Annotated in this window: 9 protein-coding genes and 2 pseudogenes; 6 read left to right on the forward strand and 5 right to left on the reverse strand. The window is 71.7% G+C overall.

Going from position 1 to position 20,472, the window contains the following annotated elements:
• Positions 1-44: 44 nt before the first annotated feature.
• Together FXF51_RS16185 and FXF51_RS63765 are read right to left on the reverse strand one after the other, a co-directional pair.
• A pseudogene (locus FXF51_RS16185) lies at positions 45-4,349 on the reverse strand (acyltransferase domain-containing protein); the annotation flags it as partial.
• A pseudogene (locus FXF51_RS63765) lies at positions 4,291-4,488 on the reverse strand (beta-ketoacyl synthase N-terminal-like domain-containing protein); the annotation flags it as partial. The pseudogenes FXF51_RS16185 and FXF51_RS63765, both read right to left, overlap by 59 nt.
• A gap of 82 nt (positions 4,489-4,570) precedes the next feature.
• Between FXF51_RS63765 and FXF51_RS16190 the strand changes: the two are divergent.
• Positions 4,571-5,839: a cytochrome P450 gene (locus FXF51_RS16190; RefSeq protein ID WP_148435289.1), complete on the forward strand. Its 1,269-nt coding sequence runs from the start codon at positions 4,571-4,573 to the stop codon at positions 5,837-5,839.
• Positions 5,840-6,218: 379 nt separating this feature from the next.
• On the opposite strand, the gene FXF51_RS16195 is transcribed toward FXF51_RS16190, so the two are convergent.
• Positions 6,219-7,850, reverse strand: a complete 1,632-nt coding sequence (locus FXF51_RS16195) for a DUF5722 domain-containing protein (RefSeq protein WP_222871309.1) — start codon at positions 7,848-7,850, stop codon at positions 6,219-6,221.
• Between the two features lie 93 nt (positions 7,851-7,943).
• Entirely contained in the window at positions 7,944-8,981 is a 1,038-nt protein-coding gene (locus FXF51_RS16200; protein ID WP_262379564.1) for a LacI family DNA-binding transcriptional regulator, read from the reverse strand.
• Positions 8,982-9,153: 172 nt separating this feature from the next.
• On the opposite strand from FXF51_RS16200, the gene FXF51_RS16205 reads away from it, so the two are divergent.
• The 5 genes from FXF51_RS16205 to FXF51_RS16225 are packed head-to-tail and all read left to right on the forward strand — an operon-like array spanning position 9,154 to position 18,679.
• The gene (locus FXF51_RS16205; RefSeq protein WP_148435290.1) at positions 9,154-12,366 is read left to right on the forward strand and encodes a glycoside hydrolase family 78 protein; all 3,213 of its coding nucleotides are present in this window, start codon (positions 9,154-9,156) and stop codon (positions 12,364-12,366) included.
• 27 nt (positions 12,367-12,393) lie between these two features.
• Entirely contained in the window at positions 12,394-13,284 is an 891-nt protein-coding gene (locus FXF51_RS16210) for a carbohydrate ABC transporter permease (RefSeq protein WP_262379565.1), read from the forward strand.
• Complete coding sequence (locus tag FXF51_RS16215; protein WP_148435292.1) at positions 13,281-14,105, forward strand: carbohydrate ABC transporter permease; 825 nt, start codon at positions 13,281-13,283, stop codon at positions 14,103-14,105. Before FXF51_RS16210 ends, FXF51_RS16215 begins: the two co-directional genes overlap by 4 nt.
• Positions 14,106-14,143: 38 nt before the next feature.
• Positions 14,144-15,586 (forward strand): ABC transporter substrate-binding protein, encoded by a 1,443-nt coding sequence (locus FXF51_RS16220; protein WP_148435293.1) that lies wholly within the window; start codon positions 14,144-14,146, stop codon positions 15,584-15,586.
• A 6-nt stretch (positions 15,587-15,592) separates the two neighbouring features.
• Positions 15,593-18,679, forward strand: coding sequence for a DUF5722 domain-containing protein (locus FXF51_RS16225; protein WP_187414399.1), 3,087 nt, complete (start codon positions 15,593-15,595; stop codon positions 18,677-18,679).
• A gap of 27 nt (positions 18,680-18,706) precedes the next feature.
• Here FXF51_RS16225 and FXF51_RS16230 read toward each other — a convergent pair whose 3' ends face one another.
• Positions 18,707-20,446: a DUF2339 domain-containing protein gene (locus tag FXF51_RS16230; protein WP_148435294.1), complete on the reverse strand. Its 1,740-nt coding sequence runs from the start codon at positions 20,444-20,446 to the stop codon at positions 18,707-18,709.
• Positions 20,447-20,472: the final 26 nt, after the last annotated feature.

Genomic DNA, 20,472 nt, shown 5'->3' on the forward strand with positions numbered 1-20,472 from the left:
GTCGTCGTCCGTGAGCTCAGTGAGCCTGCGTTCACGACGGTCCCGGCCGCGTGGACGACTCCTCGTACGGGAGGCATGCCCAGCGCCTCGGGGTCGAGCAGCCGTCCGAGGGCCGCCTGGTCGGCGACGTCGGCCGCCACGGCACGGATCGTGACGCCTTGGGCCTCCAGCGACCGCACCGCGTCCACGCGCCGGCGTACCGCCGGGTCGGTGACGGCGGGCCAGGCCGTCCGCGGGGGCAGTCCGGCACGGCTCAGCAGGACGAGCCGGCGGGCGCCTCGGGAGGCGAGGTGGGCGGCGACCTCCAGGCCGAGTGCGCCCAGGCCGCCGGTGATGAGATAGGTGCCATCGGCGTCGCATCGCAGTCCTCCCGCGGCGTCCTGGGGGACGCGCGCGGGTGTCAGTCGCAACTCCTCGACCACTCCGTGCCGTACGGATTGGACGTCCCTGTCGTGACGTGTGCCCAGAAGACCGACCAAGGCGGCGACGTCGGCCGTGGTCGGCCGGGCGGGCAGATCGACCAGGCCGCCCCAGATGTCCGCGTGCTCCTCCGCCGCGATGCGTGCGAGCCCCCACATCGGCGCCTGACCGAGGCTGGAACGGTCGGCGGCCTCTCGCACCCCGGTGGTGAGGCACCACAACCGGCCGCCGGTCATGCGGCGCAGGACCCGCAGCATGCCCAGGGTCGTCGCCTCGGCCCGCGCAGGCTCGTCCGTTCCCCGCTGGGCGGCGAACAGCACGGCCGCAGGCGGGCCGGACGGCAGCCGGTCCGGGTCGCCGACCAGGTGCAGCCGGGTGCCGAGTGCCTCGGCGAGCAGCGCGCGGAGCTCGTCGCCGCCGCCGGCCAGGACGACCTGCCCCGCGGGCAGCGGAATCGAGGCGGCAGGTTCCACGGGCCGCCAGACGGGCTGGTAGACCAGCTCGCCGGGCGGCTGAGCGTCGACCATGTCCGGGTCCAGCAGGCCGAACGTGAGCCCCGACAGCCGGGCCGAGGAGGAGCCGTCCTGGGCATGGACGGTCACGTCAACGGTGTCGGGTCCGGTGAGCCTGACCAGGATCCGCGCCTCGGCGGGGGCGGGACCGTCCAGCACGGCGTCGTCGATCGCCGCGGGCATCCGCAGGACAGCCGGGCCGGGGAAGATCGTTGAGACCATCGAGGTGGCGGCGTCGAGCAGACTCGCCCAGCTCCTTCGGACGGGCGACTGCTCCGGGGCCGCGGTCACCAGCCCTTCCAGGCTGCCGGTGGACCGCCGGATCCAGGTGAAACTCCAGGGGAACCCCATCGCCGCCACGCCCAGCTCCGCCAGCCGCTCCCGCACGTGGGCGGGGTCGAGCGGCTCGGCCTGCTCACCTCCGGCCTCCTCCACCGGCGGGCTGCCTGGCGCGGATGGGTCCCCGATCCGGGCGGTGGCGTGCGTGAGCCAGCCCGACGTGCCTTCCGCGCGCGACGCCAGCCGGATGACGCCGTCCTGCCGTACGACCTGAACGTCCCTGGCGGTGTCGGTGCTCACCGGTACGCGCAACCGCACGTCCCGCAGCCTGAGGGAGGAGGACGGCTCGGTGGTCTCCGGGAGCGCGGCGGCGAAGAAGGTGTTGAGCAGCACGGCCGCCGGGACGATCTCGACGCCGAGCACCGGGTGCGACAGCGGGTAGGGCCGGCTGTCATGGTCCAGGTGGGTCGCCCACAGCCGGATGGCGGGCGAGGCACTGATCTCGTGCCCCGCACCCAGCAGGGTGTGCTGGCCGGGGTCGTGGCCTCCGGCCACGGCGGTGGCTGAAGGTCCGTCGATCCAGTACGGGACGTGCTGCCAGCAGGTGGTGGGCAGGTCGGTGAGGCGGCCGTCGGGATGCAGGGCCGTCCAGTCCACCGCCGCGCCGTGCGTGTAGAGCCGGCCGAGATTGCCGAGAAGGGTCACGCGTTCCGGTTTCTCGCGGCGCAAGGTGTGCGCCACGCATGCTGCCGGGCCCGCCTGCGTCCCGGTCAGGGTCTCCTCGATGGAGTGCGCCACCACCGGGTGGGGTGAGATCTCCAGGAACAGCGTGTGCCCGTCGTGCGCGGCGGCGCTGATCGCGGCTCTCAGGCGCACCGGCTCGCCGAGGTTGGCCGCCCAGTACTTGGCGTCACGCAAGGTGTCGGTGCGGGGGTTCTCCAGCGCCGTGGAGTAGAGCGGGATCCGCGCGGGAGAGGGACGGAGGAAGCCGGCCGCCTCGACGAGCCGGGGACACAGCGGCTGCATGTGGCCGCTGTGGAACGCGACGTCGGAGTCGACCCGGCGTACCGCGACGCCCTCGGCGGTCCAGGCGTGGCACAGCTCGTCGATCGTCCGCGCGTCCCCGGACACCACGCAGGTGTGCGGCGATGACTCGATCGCGGCGCACAACACGCCGGGCTCGCCCCCGTTGCGGTGCGAGCGCGTCGCGATCCGCTCGGACGCCTCGTCGAAGGACAGATCCACCTGCGCCATGGCGCCGCGTCCCGCGACCCGTGCGATCAGGTGGGAGCGGCGGCACACCAACCGGGCGCCTTCCCGTGCCGTGATCGCTTCGGCGGCGACCGCCGCGGCGATCTCTCCCACCGAATGGCCGATGACGGCGGCCGGTCGCAGGCCGTGGGCACGCCACAGGGCCGTCAGCCCCACCTGGACGGCGTAGATCAGGGCCTGGACGCGATCCGTCCCGCCGAGTTCCCCCTCCCGGAGCGCTTCGATCGGGGAGAAGCCCATCTCCTGCTCGTAGACGTCGGCGAACCCGGCGAGCGCGCCGGCGAACACGGGCTCGGTGGCCAGCAGTTCCCGGCACATGCCAGCCCATTGGGAGCCGTGTCCCGAGTAGACCCACACGGCGTCCCGTGGCATGTCAGGCGCGGGAGCCGGCCGGCTGCCGGAACGTGCGGCGGCGCGCAGCGCGGTCGTCAGCTCGTCGTGGCCGGCCGCCACGACCGCGATCCGGTACGGGAGATGCTGGCGGCGCAGCGCGAGGGTGTGCCCCACGTCGCGCAGGGCGCTTCGCGGCGCCACGTCCGCCAGCCGTTCGGCCATCGCGCGCACCGCGGCGGCCGACGCGCCCGACAGCGGGAAGAGCCGCGGAACCCCGGAGCCGCTCGTCGCAGGCGCGTCCCCTTCCTCGGGCGCGTGCTCTTCCGCGGGCGCGTGCTCCTCGGGGCCGGGCGCCTCCTCCAGCACCGCGTGCGCGACGGTGCCGCCGTACCCGTAGCTCGACACGCCCGCGCGGCGCGGGCCCTCCGGCCATGGGATGGTCTCCGTGACCAGCCGCAGACCTGCGGAGCCCCCTTTGAGGAAGGAGGCGGGGCCCGTGGTCATCGGCAGTGCGGGGAGGGTCTTGCGCCGCATCGACTCGACGGTCCTGATCAGCCCCGCGATCCCGGCCGCCGCCTCCAGGTGCCCGATGTTCGCCTTCACCGAGCCGATCAGGCACGGCGGCCTGCCGGTCCGCCCCGCGCCGACGACCTCGGCCAGCGCCGTGATCTCCACCGGGTCCCCGAGCCGGGTGCCGGTGCCGTGCGCCTCCACGTAGTCCACCTCCCGCGGGGCGATGCCGGCTTGCGCGTAGGCCCGGCGCATGACGTCGGCCTGCGCCTCGGAGCTCGGCGCCATGATGCCTTCGGTACGGCCGTCCTGGCCCACCGCGCTGCCCCGGATGACCGCCAGGACCCGATCCCCGTCACGGCGAGCGTCGCGCAGCCGCTTCAGCACCACCAGGCCGCAGCCCTCACCACGGCCGTAACCGTCGGCCGCCGCGTCGAACGGCTTGGACCTGCCGTCCGGGGAGATCGCTCCCGCCGCGTCCAGCACGACGGTGAGCCCGGGCCCGGACATCACCAGCACTCCCCCGGCCAGTGCCAGCGGTATCTCACCCAGCCGCAGCGCCTGGCACGCCTGGTGCACCGCGACCAGGGAAGAGGAACAGGCGGTGTCCAGGCTCAGGCTGGGCCCGCGCAGGTCGAGTGTGTACGAGATGCGATTGGCCACCGCACACGGCGACGCCCCGATGCCCGTCCACGCCTCGATGCCGGGCAGGTCTTCCAGCAACCGGCGTCCGTAGTCATCGGACCCGACCCCGGTGTAGACGCCGGTGTGCGTTCCCTCCAGAGAACGCGGCGGGATGCCGGCATGCTCCAGCGCCTCCCAGGCGACCTCCAGCATGATGCGCTGCTGGGGATCGAGCTGCCGGGCCTCGGAGGCGGAGATGCCGAAGAAGGCCGCGTCGAACCCCGCGACGTCGCTCATGAACGACGCCCGGCCGGTCGTCCGGCGCAACACGGCCGCCTGCCGTGGCCCGGATCGGTGGTGGGTCCCAGCGGCCGGACGGGACGTCACGGGAGGCGTCACCGCCTCGCTCGGTGAACTCCCACAGCGCTGCCGGTGAATCTATGTCACCGCTCGCGCGAAATCCCATCCCGATGATCGCGATCGCTTCGGCCGGGTGATCGGCGGAGGTGGGGGTGCGGCTCATATCGCTTGCTCCCATGAGGCTTCCCGTTCGTGGCGCGGGGACGGAAGCCTGGACAAGCCGCCATCTCCGACCCGCAAACCCATGGTAACTTAGAGTAATGAATCAGTCACTCTCTGTGTTCAGAGAAACCGGGAGCGCCTGCGATTCCCCCGGCCGACCCGACCCCGTCGCACTGACACGGCAGGTCGGCGCCTTCGACCACCACGCACCGGAGTTCACCCCGGACCTGGCCCACGCCGTTCACCACGAACTCCAGGAAGAGCAGCCCGTCGCCCGCTCCGCCGCCCACGGCGGGCTCGTGCTGCTCTCCCGGTACGCCGACGTGCGGCAGGCGTTGAAGGACCATCGGCGGTTCAGCTCCGGCGCCGGCGTCTTCTGCCCGCGCGCCCCTGGAACGCCCTACTTCGCGCCCCTGGAATACGATCCGCCCCTGCACACGCAGTACCGCGATCTGATGCGGCCCCCGTTCACCTCGGCCGCGGTGCGAGCCCTGCGCCCGGAACTGGACCGTCTGGTCACCGAGCTGGTGAGCCCGGTCGTGGCGGCAGGCGGCGGAGACCTCGTCGAGGCCGTCTCGGTTCCGCTGCCGCTGGCGGCTCTGTCGCTGGCCGTCGGGTTCTCCGACGACGCCCAGCGGCGCATCCGCACGCTCACCCGCAACACCTGGCAGCGCATGCCCAAGGACTCCCACCCGGACGGCTTCTGGCCGGCGTTCGCCGAGCTCTTCGACCAGGAGATCCGCCGGGCCAGGGAACACCCGGGCGACGACTACCTGTCCGAGCTCGTCCGCGCCGAGTTCCAGGGGCGACCGGTCACGGACGAGGAGCTCCACGTCATGCTCGTCGCCTTCGCGATCGCGGGGCACGAGACGACCATGAACGCCCTGTCGCATCTCATGTGGAACCTGGCGCGAGAACCGGTTCTGCACGACCGGCTGCGCGCGGAACCCCACCTCGTCCCGCACGCCGTGGAGGAGACGCTGCGGATGTGGCCGCCAGTGGACCACGGCTCGCGGCTGACACGAGAGGACGCGGTCATGAGCGGCTCGGTGATACCCGCCGGGTCACGCGTGCTGCTGCTCACCGGCGCCGCCAACCATGACCCCCGGGTGTTCGACGATCCTTGCAGCTTCCGGCTGGACCGGGATCGGCCGCAGCGTCATCTGTCCTTCGGCTTCGGCATCCATTTCTGTATCGGCGCGCACTTGGCACGTGCGGAGCTGGAGTCGGTTCTGACCGAGCTGTTGCGCCACTCTCCGCTGAGGTTGTGCGGGCGGGCGACGCGGCGTTACGAGAACGGCAGGCATCTGGGATTCGACGGGCTTCCGGTGCGCGTGGCGGACACTGCGACAGCCCGTCGCCGGTGATCGTCACGGACGCCCAAGACGGCCCGTCCGTCTACGCGGCGGTGGCCGGATCGAACCAGGTAGCCGAGATCGACACCACCGCCCTCGGCGTCGAACGCCGGATCGGCCTGCCCGGCCACCCGTGCCCAGCCTCTCTCGCGCTGACTCGCGCTGACCTCCGACGGAGCGCGGGTGATCTCGGCGTTCGACACACCGCAGAAGTTCGACGCCTGGGACACACGACCCTGTCCCTGGTGAGCCGCTACGGTCAGCGGCACGAGGCGTTCCCCACGGGGGTGGCGATCAGCTCGGGCGACGCGTACGTCGCACGGCCACGGGCGACCGCACGGTCACGGACGACCGCACGGTCACGGACGACCGTCACCGTGACAGGCGAGCGTCAGGGCAGCGCGTAACCGAGAAGCTGCTCGTACGTCAGCCCCTCACAGCTCGCCTGATCGGTGACGACATGGTCGCCGTTGGAGGCGAGCCGGCAGCGGTACAGCGCCACCGACCCGGCAACCTGGCTGGTGTGGATGTAACCGACCGGCCCCATCGGGAACTGGCCCTCGCATCCGGGATCGCGGCTGAGCATGGTGTGCCCGCCGACCTTGCACTCGTACAGCGCCACGGTGCCGGCGGCCGGGTTGCGCAGCAGTTTCCACGCCCGCTCCTGGGTGAAGCCGGGCGGCAGCAGCCGGGAGCTGGCCACGTGTCCCCTGCTCGCGTTGTACCCGCGCCGGAGCTGCGTGTGGGGCAGCAGCTCGAAGCCGCACGACAGTTGGGCGGGCGACAGGTCGTTGCGGTTGGCCAGCGCCCAGGTGGACCAGGCCGGTTTGGCCGAGCCGTCGGTGCGGCGCAGCCCCACGCCCAGCCCGGCCACCGTCTCGTCCGGGTGGTCGCTCATGCGGTGCCAGATGTAGCTCTCGATGCCGGGAGTGCCGAGGACGTTGCGGAAGGTGTTGCACAGCTGGGACGCCTGCGCCGACTCCGACGAGGGTGAGAGCGAGTTGACGCCGCTCTCGGTGAGCTGCACCTGCCAGGCCGACGGCGTGTTCGGGAACTGCTGCCGCAGCCAGCCCACCAGGACGCCGATGTTGCCGTAGGTGACGCGGGGGAAGTCGTCGGCGGAGAACTGGGGCGCCAGCAGGTTGGGCGGGTAGGGGTGGTAGGCGACCCGCCAGGCCCGGTTGCCCGCTCGCGCCGCGAGGCCCTTGAGCACGGTCATGCCCGACAGCTTCGCCTCCGGCGTGGCCGGCTGGTCGTAGGCGGTGCCGAAGTAGTGGTCGAGCGAGGTGAGCACCTTGGCCGTGGGCTGCTGGGCGATGACGGCGTCGTAGGCGGCGTTGTAGGTCGCGGCGATGGCGTTCAGCCAGGCGGTGGTGTCGCACGGCGTGCCCTGGCCGCAGCCGATGTCGAACCAGGTGTTGCTGTTGACCTCGTTCATGACGACGAAGTCGGCGATCCGGCCGTTGCCGTGCTGGCCGTCGTAGCGCTGGGCCAGCATGCCGGCGAACCGTCCGTACTCGGCGGGGTCGTTCGGCACGCAGAACATCTCGAAGCCGGCGGCGGCCGGCGTGCAGGTGCGGCCCTGCCGCGCCCAGGCCGGGGTGCCGTAGACGACGGCGGTGACGACGAGGCCTCTGCTGGTCCAGTCTCTGATGGCGGCGTCGACGGCCGAGTTGACGGTGTAGCAGCGTCCGCCGAACTCCTGCGCGCCGGCCGCGCACGGCGGTGTCTTGACGCTGGGCTCCCAGTCGGCCCAGACGAGGTTCATGGCGACGCCGCCCGCGTTGTTGCCGGCGATCTCGTTCTTGTCGGGCCAGAAGTCGGGCTGCAGGCCCTTGATGCGGTAGTCGGAGCGGGTCGGGTACGGCAGCGCGGCAGCGGCCGACCCAGTGGCCGACCCAGTGGCCGACCCAGTGGCCGACGCGGTGGCTGACGCGGTGGCCGACCCAGCGGCCGACGCAGCGGCGGGGAGGGTGGGGATGACGAGTAAGAGGACGGCGGCGAGACGGACAACCCAACGCATGGGACCTCCTGGGTTTAAACGTCTCAACAATGAGGCCCAGAAGGCTGCCGATCAAGCCCCCGTTTTCCTGCGGCGTCGCTTCTTGAAACGTGTCTAGGTGGTGGTGGACGCTCTAACCATGAGCGATGGCTGGAACACGATCTCCTGATGCCAGTGGTTCGCGTCGCCCCGCGAGTCGGTGAGCAGCAGCTCCGCCGCCGCCTGGCCGAGCTGCTGCTTGGGCTGGCGGATCGAGGTCAGCGAGGGTGACAGCAGCGCCGCGAACTCCACGTCGTCGTAGCCCATGACCGCCATGTCGCGCGGCACGCCGATGCCGCGCGACTCCAGCCCGCGCAGCGCGCCGAGCGCCACCGTGTCGTTGACGCAGAACAGCGCCGTCGGCCCCTTCTTGCCGAGGGACAGCCGCTGCAGCGCGGCCTCGCCCTCGTGGGGGGTGAGTGCTGGCAGGGTGATCTCGGTGATCACCTCGTCGGGGTCGAGCCCGGCGGCGCGTACCGCCTTGTGCAGCCCTTCCCGCCGGTCGGCACACTGCCGCACGATCGAGGGGCCGTTGAGGAAGGCGATGCGGCGGTGCCCGAGCGACAGCAGGTGGCCGCCCGCCAGCTCGCCGCCCCTGACGTTGTCGACCGCGACCGCGCACAGTTGTGAGTCGGCGCCCGGCCGGTCGAGCAGCACCACGCCGACGCCGCGCCCGCGCAGCTCGACCAGGTGGGAGATGTCGGGCCCGGCGGGTGTGATGAGGATGCCGGGCACCCGGTGCTGCTCCAGGACTTGCAGGTAGTAGGCCTCTTTCTCGAGGGAGTCGCTGGAGCTGCAGAGCATGAGGAGCAGGTGCTCCTGCGACAGCCTGGTCTCGATGCCGGGCAGCACCTCGCTGAAGAACGGATTCCCTATGTCGCGCACCATGACGCCCACCGACCGGGCCGTGCCGCCGCGCAGCTGACGGGCGGGCGCGCTGGGCACGAACCCGAGCGTCTTGATGGAGGCGCGCACCCGGCGCAACGTGCGCTCGGCGACCAGTTCCGGCCGGTTGAGCGCGTTGGAGACCGTTCCCACGGACACGCCGGCGTGGGCGGCGACGTCGACCATGCTGAGCCGCCGACGCTCGGCCGGCTTGTGGATGTCGGTCACCGACGGGGAGCCCTTCTCGTCACCTGGCAGAGGCCATGAGTGTACCTCTTGAAATGTTTCAGTTAGACGACGGTTCCGTGTCCCCCATGTGTGGGGGCATTGACGTGACTAGCTCGCGCTGCTTACGGTGCGCTGTACTTAAAAGGTTTCAATTCCTCTTGGGAGCCCTTTCATGCAGCTCGCCGTGACCGACATGCGCGTGGCAGGACTGGCCGAACCTCTCGGCCTCGACGTGGGCGCGCCGGAGTTCTCCTGGCGGATCACCGGCGCCGGGCGGGGACGGGCGCAGAGCGCGTACCGGTTGATCGTGGCGGAGGAGTGCGACCCGGCGGACGAGAGCGCCGCACGGGTGTGGGACAGCGGCGTGGTGACCTCGCCTGCCACGTACGACCTGCCGTACGGCGGCGCGGCCCTGCGGCCGAGGACGCGCTACCAGTGGCGGGTCATGGTGGCCGACGAGAGCGGCACGTGGTCCGGCTGGAGCCCGGCGCACTGGTTCGAGACCGGCCTCGGCGACGCCACCGGGTGGACGGCGGGCTGGATCGGCACGCCCGTGGTGCCGGGCTCGGAGCGCCTGCCGTCGCTGGAGAACGTGCCGCGCATCTGGGTCGCCGACCCGCTGGGGCCCTCCCCCGCGCCGACGGGGGCGTTCCGCACCCGGTTCACGGTGGCGGGCGGCGCCCGGCCGCTGTCGGCCTGGCTGGTGATCGGCGACAGCGGCGGCGCGGGCGTCGGCGGTGACGCGGGCGTGGGCGTCGGTGGTGGTGTGGGCGTGGGCGACGGCGGCGAGGTCGAGGCGTACGTCAACGGGGTGCCCGTCAAGGGGGAACGGCGGGACGGGGCGTTCGTGGCCGACGCGGGCGACCTGGTGACCTCCGGCGAGAACGTGCTCGCGATCAAGGCCGCCGGGCCAGGACTGTGCGTGCGGCTGGAGGTCGTGGTCGAGGGACGCCCGGCGCTGCCGCAGCTCGTCCCGGTGCCCGGGGAGAGCACGGTCACCGTCACGTCAGGCGGCCGGTGGCGGGCCGTCGCCGACCCCGGGGACGGTTTCGAGCAGCCCGGCTTCGACGACGCCGCGTGGCCGCTGGCCGAGGAGGCAGGGCTGCACGGCGACCCGCCGCTCGGCCGCGAGCCGATCGGCGACCGGCCCAGCCCGTACCTGCGGCACGAGTTCGGGGTGCCTTCGCCGGTGCGCAGGGCCCGTCTGTACGCCACCGCGCTCGGCGTCTACGAGATCCACCTGAACGGCGCCCGGGTGGGCGCGGACCATCTGGCCCCCGGCTGGACCGACTACCGCCATCGCCTCACGTACCAGACCTACGACGTGACGGCGCTGGTGTCGGAGGGACGCAACGCGCTCGGCGCGGTGCTCGCCGACGGCTGGTACGCGGGCAACATCAGCTGGTTCGGCTCCTTCCAGTACGGCCGCCGCCTGGCCTTGCGCGCGGAGCTGGAGATCCTGCACGACGACGGCACCCTCACCCGGGTCCGCACCGGCCCCGAGTGGCGGGCGTCCTCGGGCGCGATCCGTTACGCCGACCTGCAGAACGGCGAGCGGCAGGATCTGGCGGCCGAGCCGCTCGGCTGGAGCGCGGCCGGGTTCGACGACGCGGGCTGGCTGCCCGCGGTGCCCGTGAGCCCGCCCGCCGGCCGGCTGACCGCCGCGGTCGCGCCGCCGATCCGGGTGCACGAGGAGCTGGAGCCGGTGGCGGTGTGGGAGCGCGGCCCCGGCGTGTGGATCGCCGACTTCGGGCAGAACCTGGTGGGCTGGGTCCGGCTCACCGGCCGCGCCGGGCGCGAGCGGCCTGTCGTGCTGCGGCACGCGGAGGTCCTGGACCACGAGGGCGGGCTGCATCTGGCCAACCTGCGTTCGGCCCGCGCCACGGACGAGTTCCTGCCGCGTGGGCAGGAGCCGGAGACCTTCGAGCCGAGGTTCACCTTCCACGGTTTCCGCTATGTGGAGGTCTCGGGGCTGCGCGCGGCCCCGGAGTCGATCACCGCCAGGGTGGCGCACGCGGCGATGGCGCCCGCCGGCGAGTTCGCCTGCTCCGACGAGCGGCTGAACCGGCTGCAGCGCAACATCGTGTGGGGGCAGCGGGGCAACTTCCTGGCCGTCCCGACCGACTGCCCGCAGCGGGACGAGCGGCTCGGCTGGACGGGCGACATCTGGGCCTTCGCGCCGACCGCGCTGTTCAACTACGACGCCGCCGCGTTCCTGCGGAGCTGGCTGACGGACGTGATCGACGCGCAGGGCGACGACGGCGCGGTCACCCACGTGGTGCCCGACGTGCTGTCCGGGCGCGGACTGTCGCCCGGCGCCAAGGAGGCGGGCTCGCCCGGCTGGGGCGACGCGCTGGTGCTGCTGCCGTGGGCGCTGCACCGGCTGCGCGGCGACGCCGGGGTGGTGGCGGCCTGTTTCGAGCCGATGCTGCGCTGGCTGGCGTACCTGGACAAACGCTCCAACGGCGGGATCTTCCCCGAGGAGGGCTTCGGCGACTGGCTGTCCATCGGCGCGGAGACCCCCAAGCGGCTCGTCGGCACCGCGATCTTCGCGCTGTCCGCCCGGCAGCTCGCGGAGCTCGCCGCCGCGCTGGGCCGCGACGCGGACGAGCGGGCCTGCCTGGAGCTGTACGAGCACGTCAGGCGGGCGTTCCGGGCGGCCTTCGTGGAGGGGCCCGGCGTGCTGGCGAGCGGGACGCAGACCGCGTACGTGCTGGCCATCACGGCCGGGCTGCTGGAGGAGCACGAGCTGCCCAGGGCGGCGGCCCGGCTCGCCGGGGACGTCGAGGCCAGGGGGAACCACCTGTCGACCGGGTTCCTCGGCACGCCGTACCTGCTGGACGCGCTCACCTCGACCGGGCGGCTGGACGTGGCCTACCGGCTGCTGACGCAGGACACCTTCCCGTCCTGGCTCTACCCGGTCGTGCACGGCGACGCGACGACCATGTGGGAGCGCTGGGACTCCTGGAGCCACCACCGCGGGCTGCAGGACCCGGGCATGAACTCCTTCAACCACTACGCCTACGGGGCCGTCGGAGACTGGATGTACCGGACGGTCGGCGGCCTGGCCCCGGGGTCGCCGGGCTACGCCGACGTCGTCGTGCGTCCCCGTCCTGGCGGCGGCATCGGCTGGGCGAGGACCGCGCACCGCACCAGGCACGGCCGGGTGGAGATCTCCTGGCGGCTGGCGGACGGCGGCTTCGAGCTGGACGTCGTCGTGCCGCCGAACACCCGCGCCGAGGTGCACGTGCCCGCCCCGCCTGAGCGAGTGACCGAGGGCGGCGGGCCGGCGGCCGAGGCGGAGTGCGTGAGCTTCGACCGGTTCGACGGCGGGACCGCGGTCTACCGGGTCGGCTCGGGCTCCTACGCCTTCCGTACTTCCTGAAGGCACCTCCTGAAAGGCACTTCCATCGTGACCAGCACCAAGGCGCGCCGCCGGATCCCGTGGAGCGTCTATCTCGTCCTCCTGCCCACCTTCGCGCTGCTCGGGGCGTTCGCGTACTATCCCGCGCTCAACGGCATGGTGCACTCGCTCTTCGAGTGGCGGCCCGGCTTCGGCTCGCCGTTCGTCGGTTTCGAGAACTACCTGACGATGCTGGGCGACGACCTGTGGTGGGCCTCCTTCCGCAACATCGGCGTCATCTTCGTCTGGGCCGTCACGCTCATGTGGGTGTTCCCGCTGCTGGCCGCCGAGCTGGTGATGTCGCTGTCCAGCGAGCGGCTGCGCTTCGTGTTCCGCACGCTGCTCATCCTCCCGCTGGCCTTCCCCGCCGTGGTCAACGTGCTGCTGTGGCAGTTCATGTACGACCCGCGCGACGGCGTGATCAACAGCCTGCTGCGCGCCGTGGGCCTGGACGGGCTGGCGGGCAACTGGATCGGCGACCCCGACACCGCGCTCGTCGCCCTGATGACGATCGGCTTCCCGTGGGTGGCGAGCCTGCCGTTCCTGGTCTTCCTGTCGGCGTTGCAGAACGTGCCGGCGGAGATCTACCAGGCCGCCGAGGTGGACGGCGCGGGCCGGCTGCGCCGCTTCTGGAGCATCGACCTGCCGTTGCTGTTCCGCGACGTCAAGCTGCTGTTCGTGCTGGCCGTGATCTCGGTCCTGCAGTACGGCATGCAGGCGCACATCATGACCAAGGGCGGCCCCGACAACGCCACCCAGGTGCCCGTCCTGCGCATGCTCGACGCGGCCTTCCTGGACACGAGCTGGGGGTACGCGGCGACGCTCGGCACCGTGCTGTTCGCGCTGACCCTGGCGGTGAGCCTGGTGGCGCTGCTGCTCGGCAGGAGGGCGGAGGCATGAGCCGCACCCGCAGGATCGACCTGGTGGCCGGCTCCCTGCTGGCGGTGCTGGCCTTCGCCGGGCTGTTCCCTTACCTGTTCATGGTGGCGGCCTCGGTCAAGGACAACGAGCAGTTCTTCACCAGCTACTGGGCGCCCGCCTGGCCGCTGCACCTGGACAACTACGCGGCGGCCTGGGGCCAGGTCAGCCCGTACCTGTTCACCTCGTTCGTGGTGGCGGCGCTGGCCATCGTGGGCACGATGGTGCTGGCCCCGGCGGCGGCGTTCGTGTTCGCCCGTTACCGCTTCCCCGGCCGCACCGCGTTGTTCGGAATGGTCGCGGCGCTGCTGATGGTGCCCTCGATCACCAGCCTGATCCCGCTGTTCGTGCTGATGCGCGACCTCGGCATCCTGGACAGCCGGCTGGTGCTGATCGTGCCGCACGTCACCGCGAACACGGTCTTCGGCATCGTCGTCATGCGCACGTACATGGCGCAGATCCCGGAGGAGATCTTCGAGGCGGCGCGCGTGGACGGGGCGGGCGGCGTCCGGCTGTTCCTGGCCTTCATGCTGCCGCTGGCCCGGCCGGTGATCGGCACCGTGGCGCTGATGACGGTGCTGGGCGTGTGGAACGACTACTTCTGGCCGCTGCTCACGGTGCAGACCGACGAGTTCCGGACGATCCCGGCCGGATTGGCCTTCTTCGCCAGTCAGAACGCGCAGCAGTGGGGCCCGCTGTTCGCGGGTTACGTGCTGGCCAGCCTGCCGCTGGTGGTGCTGTTCACGTTCCTGTCCAAGTGGTTCCTGGCGGGCATTCAGGGCGGCGTCGTCTCCGGCAAGTGATTGAAACGTATCAACTCCAGGAAGGGAAACCTGCTCTCATGCGAACACCCCCCAAGAGCGGGCTGGCGGCCTGCGCGACGCTGCTCGCGCTGACCGGTTGCGGCCTGCTGGGCCCGGGCGGCTCGTCCGGGTCCGGGACCGACGGCAAGGTCACGATCACCCTGGCCGGCCCCAACCAGTGGAACGCCAGCGGCAGCAGCTTCGGGCCCGCCTGGGAGTCGCTGATCGACTCCTTCGAGAAGCGCGAGCCCGGCATCGAGGTCAAGACGCAGGTGCTGCCGCTCGACGGCTTCATGCAGACGATCACCACCCAGCTCGCCGCCGGCACCGCGCCCGAGCTGGTCTTCAACCAGCCGCCGCACAAGGCGCACGAGGTGCACGCGCTCGACGCCGAGCTGCAGAAGCCCAACCCGTACGTGCCGGGCAACCAGCGCTGGATCGACGTGTTCCGCAAGGACTACTTCGGCCCCGGCGTCTCCAAGGCGCTCAGCAAGGAGAGCGGCAAGCTGGAGTACATCCCGTTCAACCTGGTCGCGATCGGCCTGTTCTACAACAAGGACGCCTTCGCCAAGGCGGGCATCGCGCAGCCTCCGGCCACCTGGGAGGACTTCAGGGGCGCCTGCGAGAAGCTGAGGGACGCCGGCTTCGACCCGGTCGCCCTCGACAAGGGCGGCCTGGCCGCGGGCTGGACGTGGGAGGCGGTCAGCACCCAGCTCATCGACAAGTACTACGACGACTGGAACGTCTTCGACGCCACCGGCAAGCCCGGCAAAGCGCCGACCGTGACCGAGAAGTCGATGAGCAAGGTGATCAAGGAAGGCGAGCTCACCACCAAGACGCCCGAGGTGGCCGAGTCGCTCAAGCTCTACAAGGAGTTCTTCGACTGCGGCACGCCCAACTGGACGGGCGTGGCCGACGGCGGCGCGACGGTGGGCTACCGGGACTTCGTCTCCGGCAAGGCCGCCATGTCGTGGGGCACCGACTTCGCCGTCGAGGCGCTGAAGAAGGACGCCAAGTTCGCGCTCGGCACGATGCCGTTCCCGACGATCACCAAGGCGAGCTCGCCGCTGTCGTCCGGCGCGCCGGCCCGCTACGGCGCGTCGATCGGCGGCACCAGCTACATGGTCCCCTCGACGGTCAAGGACGAGAAGTACGCGGCCGCGATCAAGTTCCTGCAGTACATGAGCTCACCGGCGGTCAAGCCCTGGCTGGACGCGACCGGCGGCCTGCCCGCCATCGAGGGCGTCGAGCCGTCGGCCGAGACCGCCGGGCTGATGGAGGGCGAGTGGGGCAAGCCGTTCCGGGTGACGGCGCTGCCCGGCGGGCCCGAGGGGACCTCGTTCCGCGACGTGTTCGACGGCTACCTGCTGGGCGAGCGCTCGCTGGAGGAGGAGCTGACCGACCTCGCCAAGTGGTGGGGCCGCGGCATCGAGGCGGGGATCAAGAAGAACGCCTGGGGCGACGAGGACTGGGCCAAGTAGGAGGACATGAGAATGCGTTTATTGATCGCCTTCGCGCTGGCGATGCTCTGCGTCAGCGTGCCCGCCCACGCGGCGGTGGAAGGCGGGGTGAGCGGGGTCGAGGTCGGCGAGAGCACGATCACGGTCACCGGCACCGCCTCGGGACCGGCCGAGCTGTACGCGCTGGACATCTGGCAGGACACGCACTCCGGGGAGGAGCCGGTCGCCACCGTCGGGGCGGGCGAGTTCCGCGTCGAGGTGCCGCGGATGGACGGCGACCAGGACCGGCTCTACGACAAGTTCCTCGCCGTGGGCGCAGGCGGCCCGCTGGGCGAGGTGCACTACGCCGACAAGCTGAGCTTCGCCGCCGCCAGTCAGACCCCGTACCCCGTGCTGCCGGGCAAGAAGGGTCTGCAGGTGCAGATGACCGACGACGCCGAGGAGATCGGCGTCCAGCACGCCGGCATCAACCTGGCACTCGACTCGGTCATGATGGCCGGGCCCGGCGCGCCGGGCAACACCATCGAGTTCGTCTCCCAGGGCAGGACGTACTACTTCGACCGGGGCGCAGTCGCTGGGCTGGACGCCCAGGTCAAGCCGCTGTCGGACAACGGCGTGCTGGTCAACCTGATCGTGCTGGTCTACAACAGCGGCGCCGCCAACTCGGCCGCCCGCAAGCTCATCCACCCCGACGCCGAGCTGGGCAAGGGGACGGTGTACGCGTTCAACACCAAGACGGCCGAGGGCGAGGCGTACTTCACGGCCGCCATGGAATTCTTCGCCCAGCGCTACAGCCAGGCGGACGAGCGGTACGGCCGGGCGTGGGGCTGGATCGTCGGCAACGAGATCGACGCCCAGCAGTTCTGGTACAACATGGGCCCCCAGGACCGCGACGTCTTCCTGGAGCAGTACGCCAAGGCGATGCGGCTCACCGCGCAGGCCGTCCGCAAGGCCGACGCCAACGCGCGCGTCTACACGTCGCTGACCCACTTCTGGACGGGCGCCGCCAACGCCGACCCGAAGTACACCTACAAGGGCCGCGACGTCGTGGACGGGCTCAACGCGCTCACCAAGCGGCAGGGCGACTTCGCCTGGAACATCGCCTACCACCCGTACCCGGAGAACCTGTTCAACCCGGCGTTCTGGAACGACAAGACCGCCACGGACAGCTTCGACACCATGCGGATCACCTTCAAGAACATCGAGCTGCTGCCGCGCTACCTGGCCCAGGAGCACCTGACCTACGGCGGCGAACGGCGCCGGGTGATCCTGTCCGAGCAGGGACTGAACTCGCAGGACTACTCGGCCAAGGAGCTGGAGCTGCAGGCCGCGGCCTACGCGTACGCCTACTACAAGGTGGCCTTCGCCGACGGCATCGACTCCTTCATCCTGCACCGGCACGTCGACCACAAGCAGGAGGGCGGCCTCCGGCTCGGCCTGTGGACGTGGGACGAGGAGCACAGCGCGCCGTCCAACGCGGGCGAGCGCAAGCCGATCCACGAGGTGTTCGCCGCGATCGACACAGAGCGGTCGCTGGAGGTGACCGAGTTCGCCAAGAAGGTCATCGGGATCTCCGACTGGAAGGACGTCATCCCCGGCTTCGACCCGGCCGCGCTCGCGGTGCGCGAGCCCCCGGCCACCGTCGGGACGCAGCTCGACGCCAAGCCGGTGGCCGAGCGGGTGATCTCCGGCTTCGAGACCGGCACCGGCGGCTGGCGGCCCTCCGACAACGCCGCCGCCGTGGAACAGGTGGCCGTGGACGGCGGGCACGCGCTGCGCGTGCGCTTCGAGCGTGACCTGCCCGGCTGGTCGCAGTACGCCAAGTCGTACAAGGGCGCCGACGTGCTGTTCGGCGAGCCGCTCGACGCCTCCCGCACGACCCAGCTCTCCGTGTCGGTCCGGGTGCCCGAAAGCGCCGACGACGGCTTCAAGCCGGGCAACGTCTTCACCGCCAAGATCCGCGCGTACGGGCGCGACGGCGCGGTGGCGGAGGGCGTCGGCGCGATCGACCCGGCGCTCGGCTGGAACCGGCTCACGCTCGACCTGTCCCGCTGGGCGCCGCGGGCCGCGATCTCCCGGGTCAAGGTCTGGGTGCGGGGCTCGGTGGGCTCGGACTGGGCGGGCTCGTACGAGATCGACCGGCTCAGCCTGGCCGCGGTGGCGCTGCCCGGCAAGGACCGGCGCAACGTCGAGGTGAGCGCGGCCACCGGCGAGCGCGGGCGGATCGGCTCCACGGTGGCCTTCACCGTGACCAACCGGGACGTGCTGCCGATGGCGGGCAAGGTCAGGCTCGGCGCGTGCGACGGGGTGGCCGTCGATCCGGCCTCCCTCGGCGTGACAGGCCTGCGCACCGGCCGGAGCCGCTCGTTCGACACCGCGCTGACCGCGTACGGGCCGGCGAACCAGGACTATCCGGTGGTGTGCGCCTCCTACCTGGGGCACACCCAGCGGGTGACGTTCCGGCTGCCGCCTGAGGCCGCGTACGTGCCGCCCGCCCCTGACGCCTTCGCCAACCAGGAGCTGAACGACGGCTTCGACCAGGCCGGCGACTACCAGGTGCACCGGGTGGAGCCGGAGAACAAGGAGCTGCCGCAGGTGACCTACGCGGGCGGCGCGCTGTCGGCCGCGCACCCGTCGGCGGGCTGGTTCGGGATGATGTCGTCGGGCGTGGCGCCCCGCAACCCGGCGTTCAGCACGGCCATCACCGTCAAGAGGTTCCAGGGCGACTCCGCCGACATGGACACCGTCTACACGGGCCTCGTCGAGGACGGCAAGACGGATGTGGCGGCGTTCTACGTCAACACCCAGAAGTTCGCCGGCTTCGAGGTGCGCGGGCCGCAGGTGCCGGGCGGCCTGGCCGTCTTCGGCGTCAAGCAGGGGGTGAGCATCCCCGACGGCGGGCGCTTCGCGCTGTCGCTGGTGGGGAAGCGGGCGGCGATGTACGCCGACACCGGGTCCGGCTGGGAGCTCGTCACCGCCGCCACGCTGGAACACCTGCCGGCGCTGTCGGATCCGGACGTCAGGGCCGGCTACCGCTACGGGTTCGGGGTGCGCGGCGACGCCGGATCGAGCCCGCTGGTGCTCGACGCGGTGGAGGGACGCAGCATCTCCTGACCCGCACCGCCCATCTGGTCGTCGTGTTCACGGCTTCAGCTCGAGCCTCTTCCTCGACGCGCCCGGGAACACGACGACCAGGTGCTCCTCCCCCATCTCGCCGACCCGAACGTAGACCCGGAGCCGGTAGCGCCCCTTCCCCGCGATCGCCAGGTTCGGCATCGGCGCGCCCGCGCCCACCTCTCCGTCCTCCCCCATCTCCGGCACGGTCAGCCGGCCGGTGCGGCTGACGATCGGCACCTCGCTGACCAGCTCCCACCCGGCCGTTCGCGGTGGCGGGGCGGCGCGGAAAGCCTTCACCGTGAGGCACAGATCGGTGACGTCCTCGACGTGCCCGACGAGCGCCGTGCCGCCACTCACACTGACGAGGGCGTCTTCGTTCATCGGCTCCTCGGCCGCCTCGTCGTCGGGGTCGTGGACCAGGTAGCCGGGATCACCGTCGACGAACAGGAAGTACTTGGCCGTGGCCTGCACGACCCCCTTCCTGCGGGGCCACGGGTCGCGGCACTCCGCGTTCTTCCCGGCGATGTAGGCGGCGTTCGCCTCCGCCGTCTCCTTGGCCGAGCGCAGCAGCTCGGGATGGGTCGCGCCGACGATCTCCGGGCAGACGTAGACGAGGTCCCACGGGTCCGCGCCCCAGGCGGGGCGCTCGCTCCCGGCCCGCGTCAGGAGCGCCGTCCGCTCCTCTCGGTCCTGGGTGCGGCACAGCGCCCGCCCGTACGCGAGGACCGCCTGGTCGGGCAGGGTGTCCGGGAACATGGGCGGGACGCCGCCGTCGGTGCTGCGTGCCAGGCAGAGGAACGCGGCGTCGCGTTCCGCCGGTTCCAGGTCGCCGAAACTCGGCCGGTCGTAGCAGTCCAACGACCAGCCGGTGTAGGTGTGGCGTGCGGCTTCCTCAGGCTGGATCGACGCGATGACCGGCAGCACGGCCACGGTCGCCACCGCGACGCGGACCATCCGCCGCCGGGCGGGCGGGACCTCCGCCGGGGGGCGCTCGGCGGGCATCTCGCGGGCGGTCGCCGCGATCCACACGACGCTGATGAGCTCCAGCGGGCCCAGCATCAGCGCGCTCACCATCATCAGATCGTCACTGGGCGTCATCCCGAACATGAACGGGATCGCCAGCGCGTACACGCCCGCCGACAGCCAACCGGCGGCCAGCGTGCCGCGGCTCCACCGGCCGTCGCGCCGCTGCCCGGCGACCGTGAGGACGGCCGCCCCCACCATGCTCAGCGTCAGGGCCAGCTCCGCGCCGTCGTTCAGGGCCAGCTCCGGCAGGTCCAGCTCATCCAGCAGCTCGTTGGCCATCCCGGCCAGCTCGACCACGAACAGCACTCCGGCCGCCGCGCGCAGCACGCGCGAGCGCCAGCGGATGACGAGCAGGTAGAGGACGTCGATCCCGGTCCACAAGGCGAGCCGGAACGCCGCGTCGGCCGTGTCGGGGAGCAGCCCGATCGGGTACCACAGCACGAGGGCGTACGCCACCGCCAGGTAGAGCAGCCCGCGCAGCGCCTTCGCCCTGCGGTCCAGCGGTCCCGGGACGGGGGTACGCAGGATCAGCCACAAAAGGGCGGCCTTCACCAGGGCGATCACGAGCAGCGCCACGATGTTCGCGGTGTCGAGGTCGCCGCCCCCGCTGCTGTACGGCGACCATCGCGCGGCCATCCACAGCCAGCGGTCGCCGAGCGCCAGGCCCGCGAATGCCGCGATGACGACCAGGCTTACCAGGCCGATTCTGGCGATCCGCCATAAACCATTCGGAGACACGGAACGCGATCTTAGCGTTCGGGGCC

The sequence above is a fragment of the Nonomuraea sp. PA05 genome (assembly GCF_008086045.1).
In the GTDB taxonomy this organism is placed as follows: Bacteria; Actinomycetota; Actinomycetes; order Streptosporangiales; family Streptosporangiaceae; genus Nonomuraea; species Nonomuraea monospora.

Excerpts from the sequence above, each read along its gene's own strand:
- FXF51_RS16190 (WP_148435289.1), top strand. The coding sequence starts at position 4,571 with ATGAATCAGTCACTCTCTGTGTTCAGAGAAACCGGGAGCGCCTGCGAT.
- FXF51_RS16195 (WP_222871309.1), bottom strand. The coding sequence starts at position 7,850 with ATGCGTTGGGTTGTCCGTCTCGCCGCCGTCCTCTTACTCGTCATCCCC.
- FXF51_RS16205 (WP_148435290.1), top strand. The coding sequence starts at position 9,154 with ATGCAGCTCGCCGTGACCGACATGCGCGTGGCAGGACTGGCCGAACCT.
- FXF51_RS16215 (WP_148435292.1), top strand. The coding sequence starts at position 13,281 with ATGAGCCGCACCCGCAGGATCGACCTGGTGGCCGGCTCCCTGCTGGCG.
- FXF51_RS16220 (WP_148435293.1), top strand. The coding sequence starts at position 14,144 with ATGCGAACACCCCCCAAGAGCGGGCTGGCGGCCTGCGCGACGCTGCTC.
- FXF51_RS16225 (WP_187414399.1), top strand. The coding sequence starts at position 15,593 with ATGAGAATGCGTTTATTGATCGCCTTCGCGCTGGCGATGCTCTGCGTC.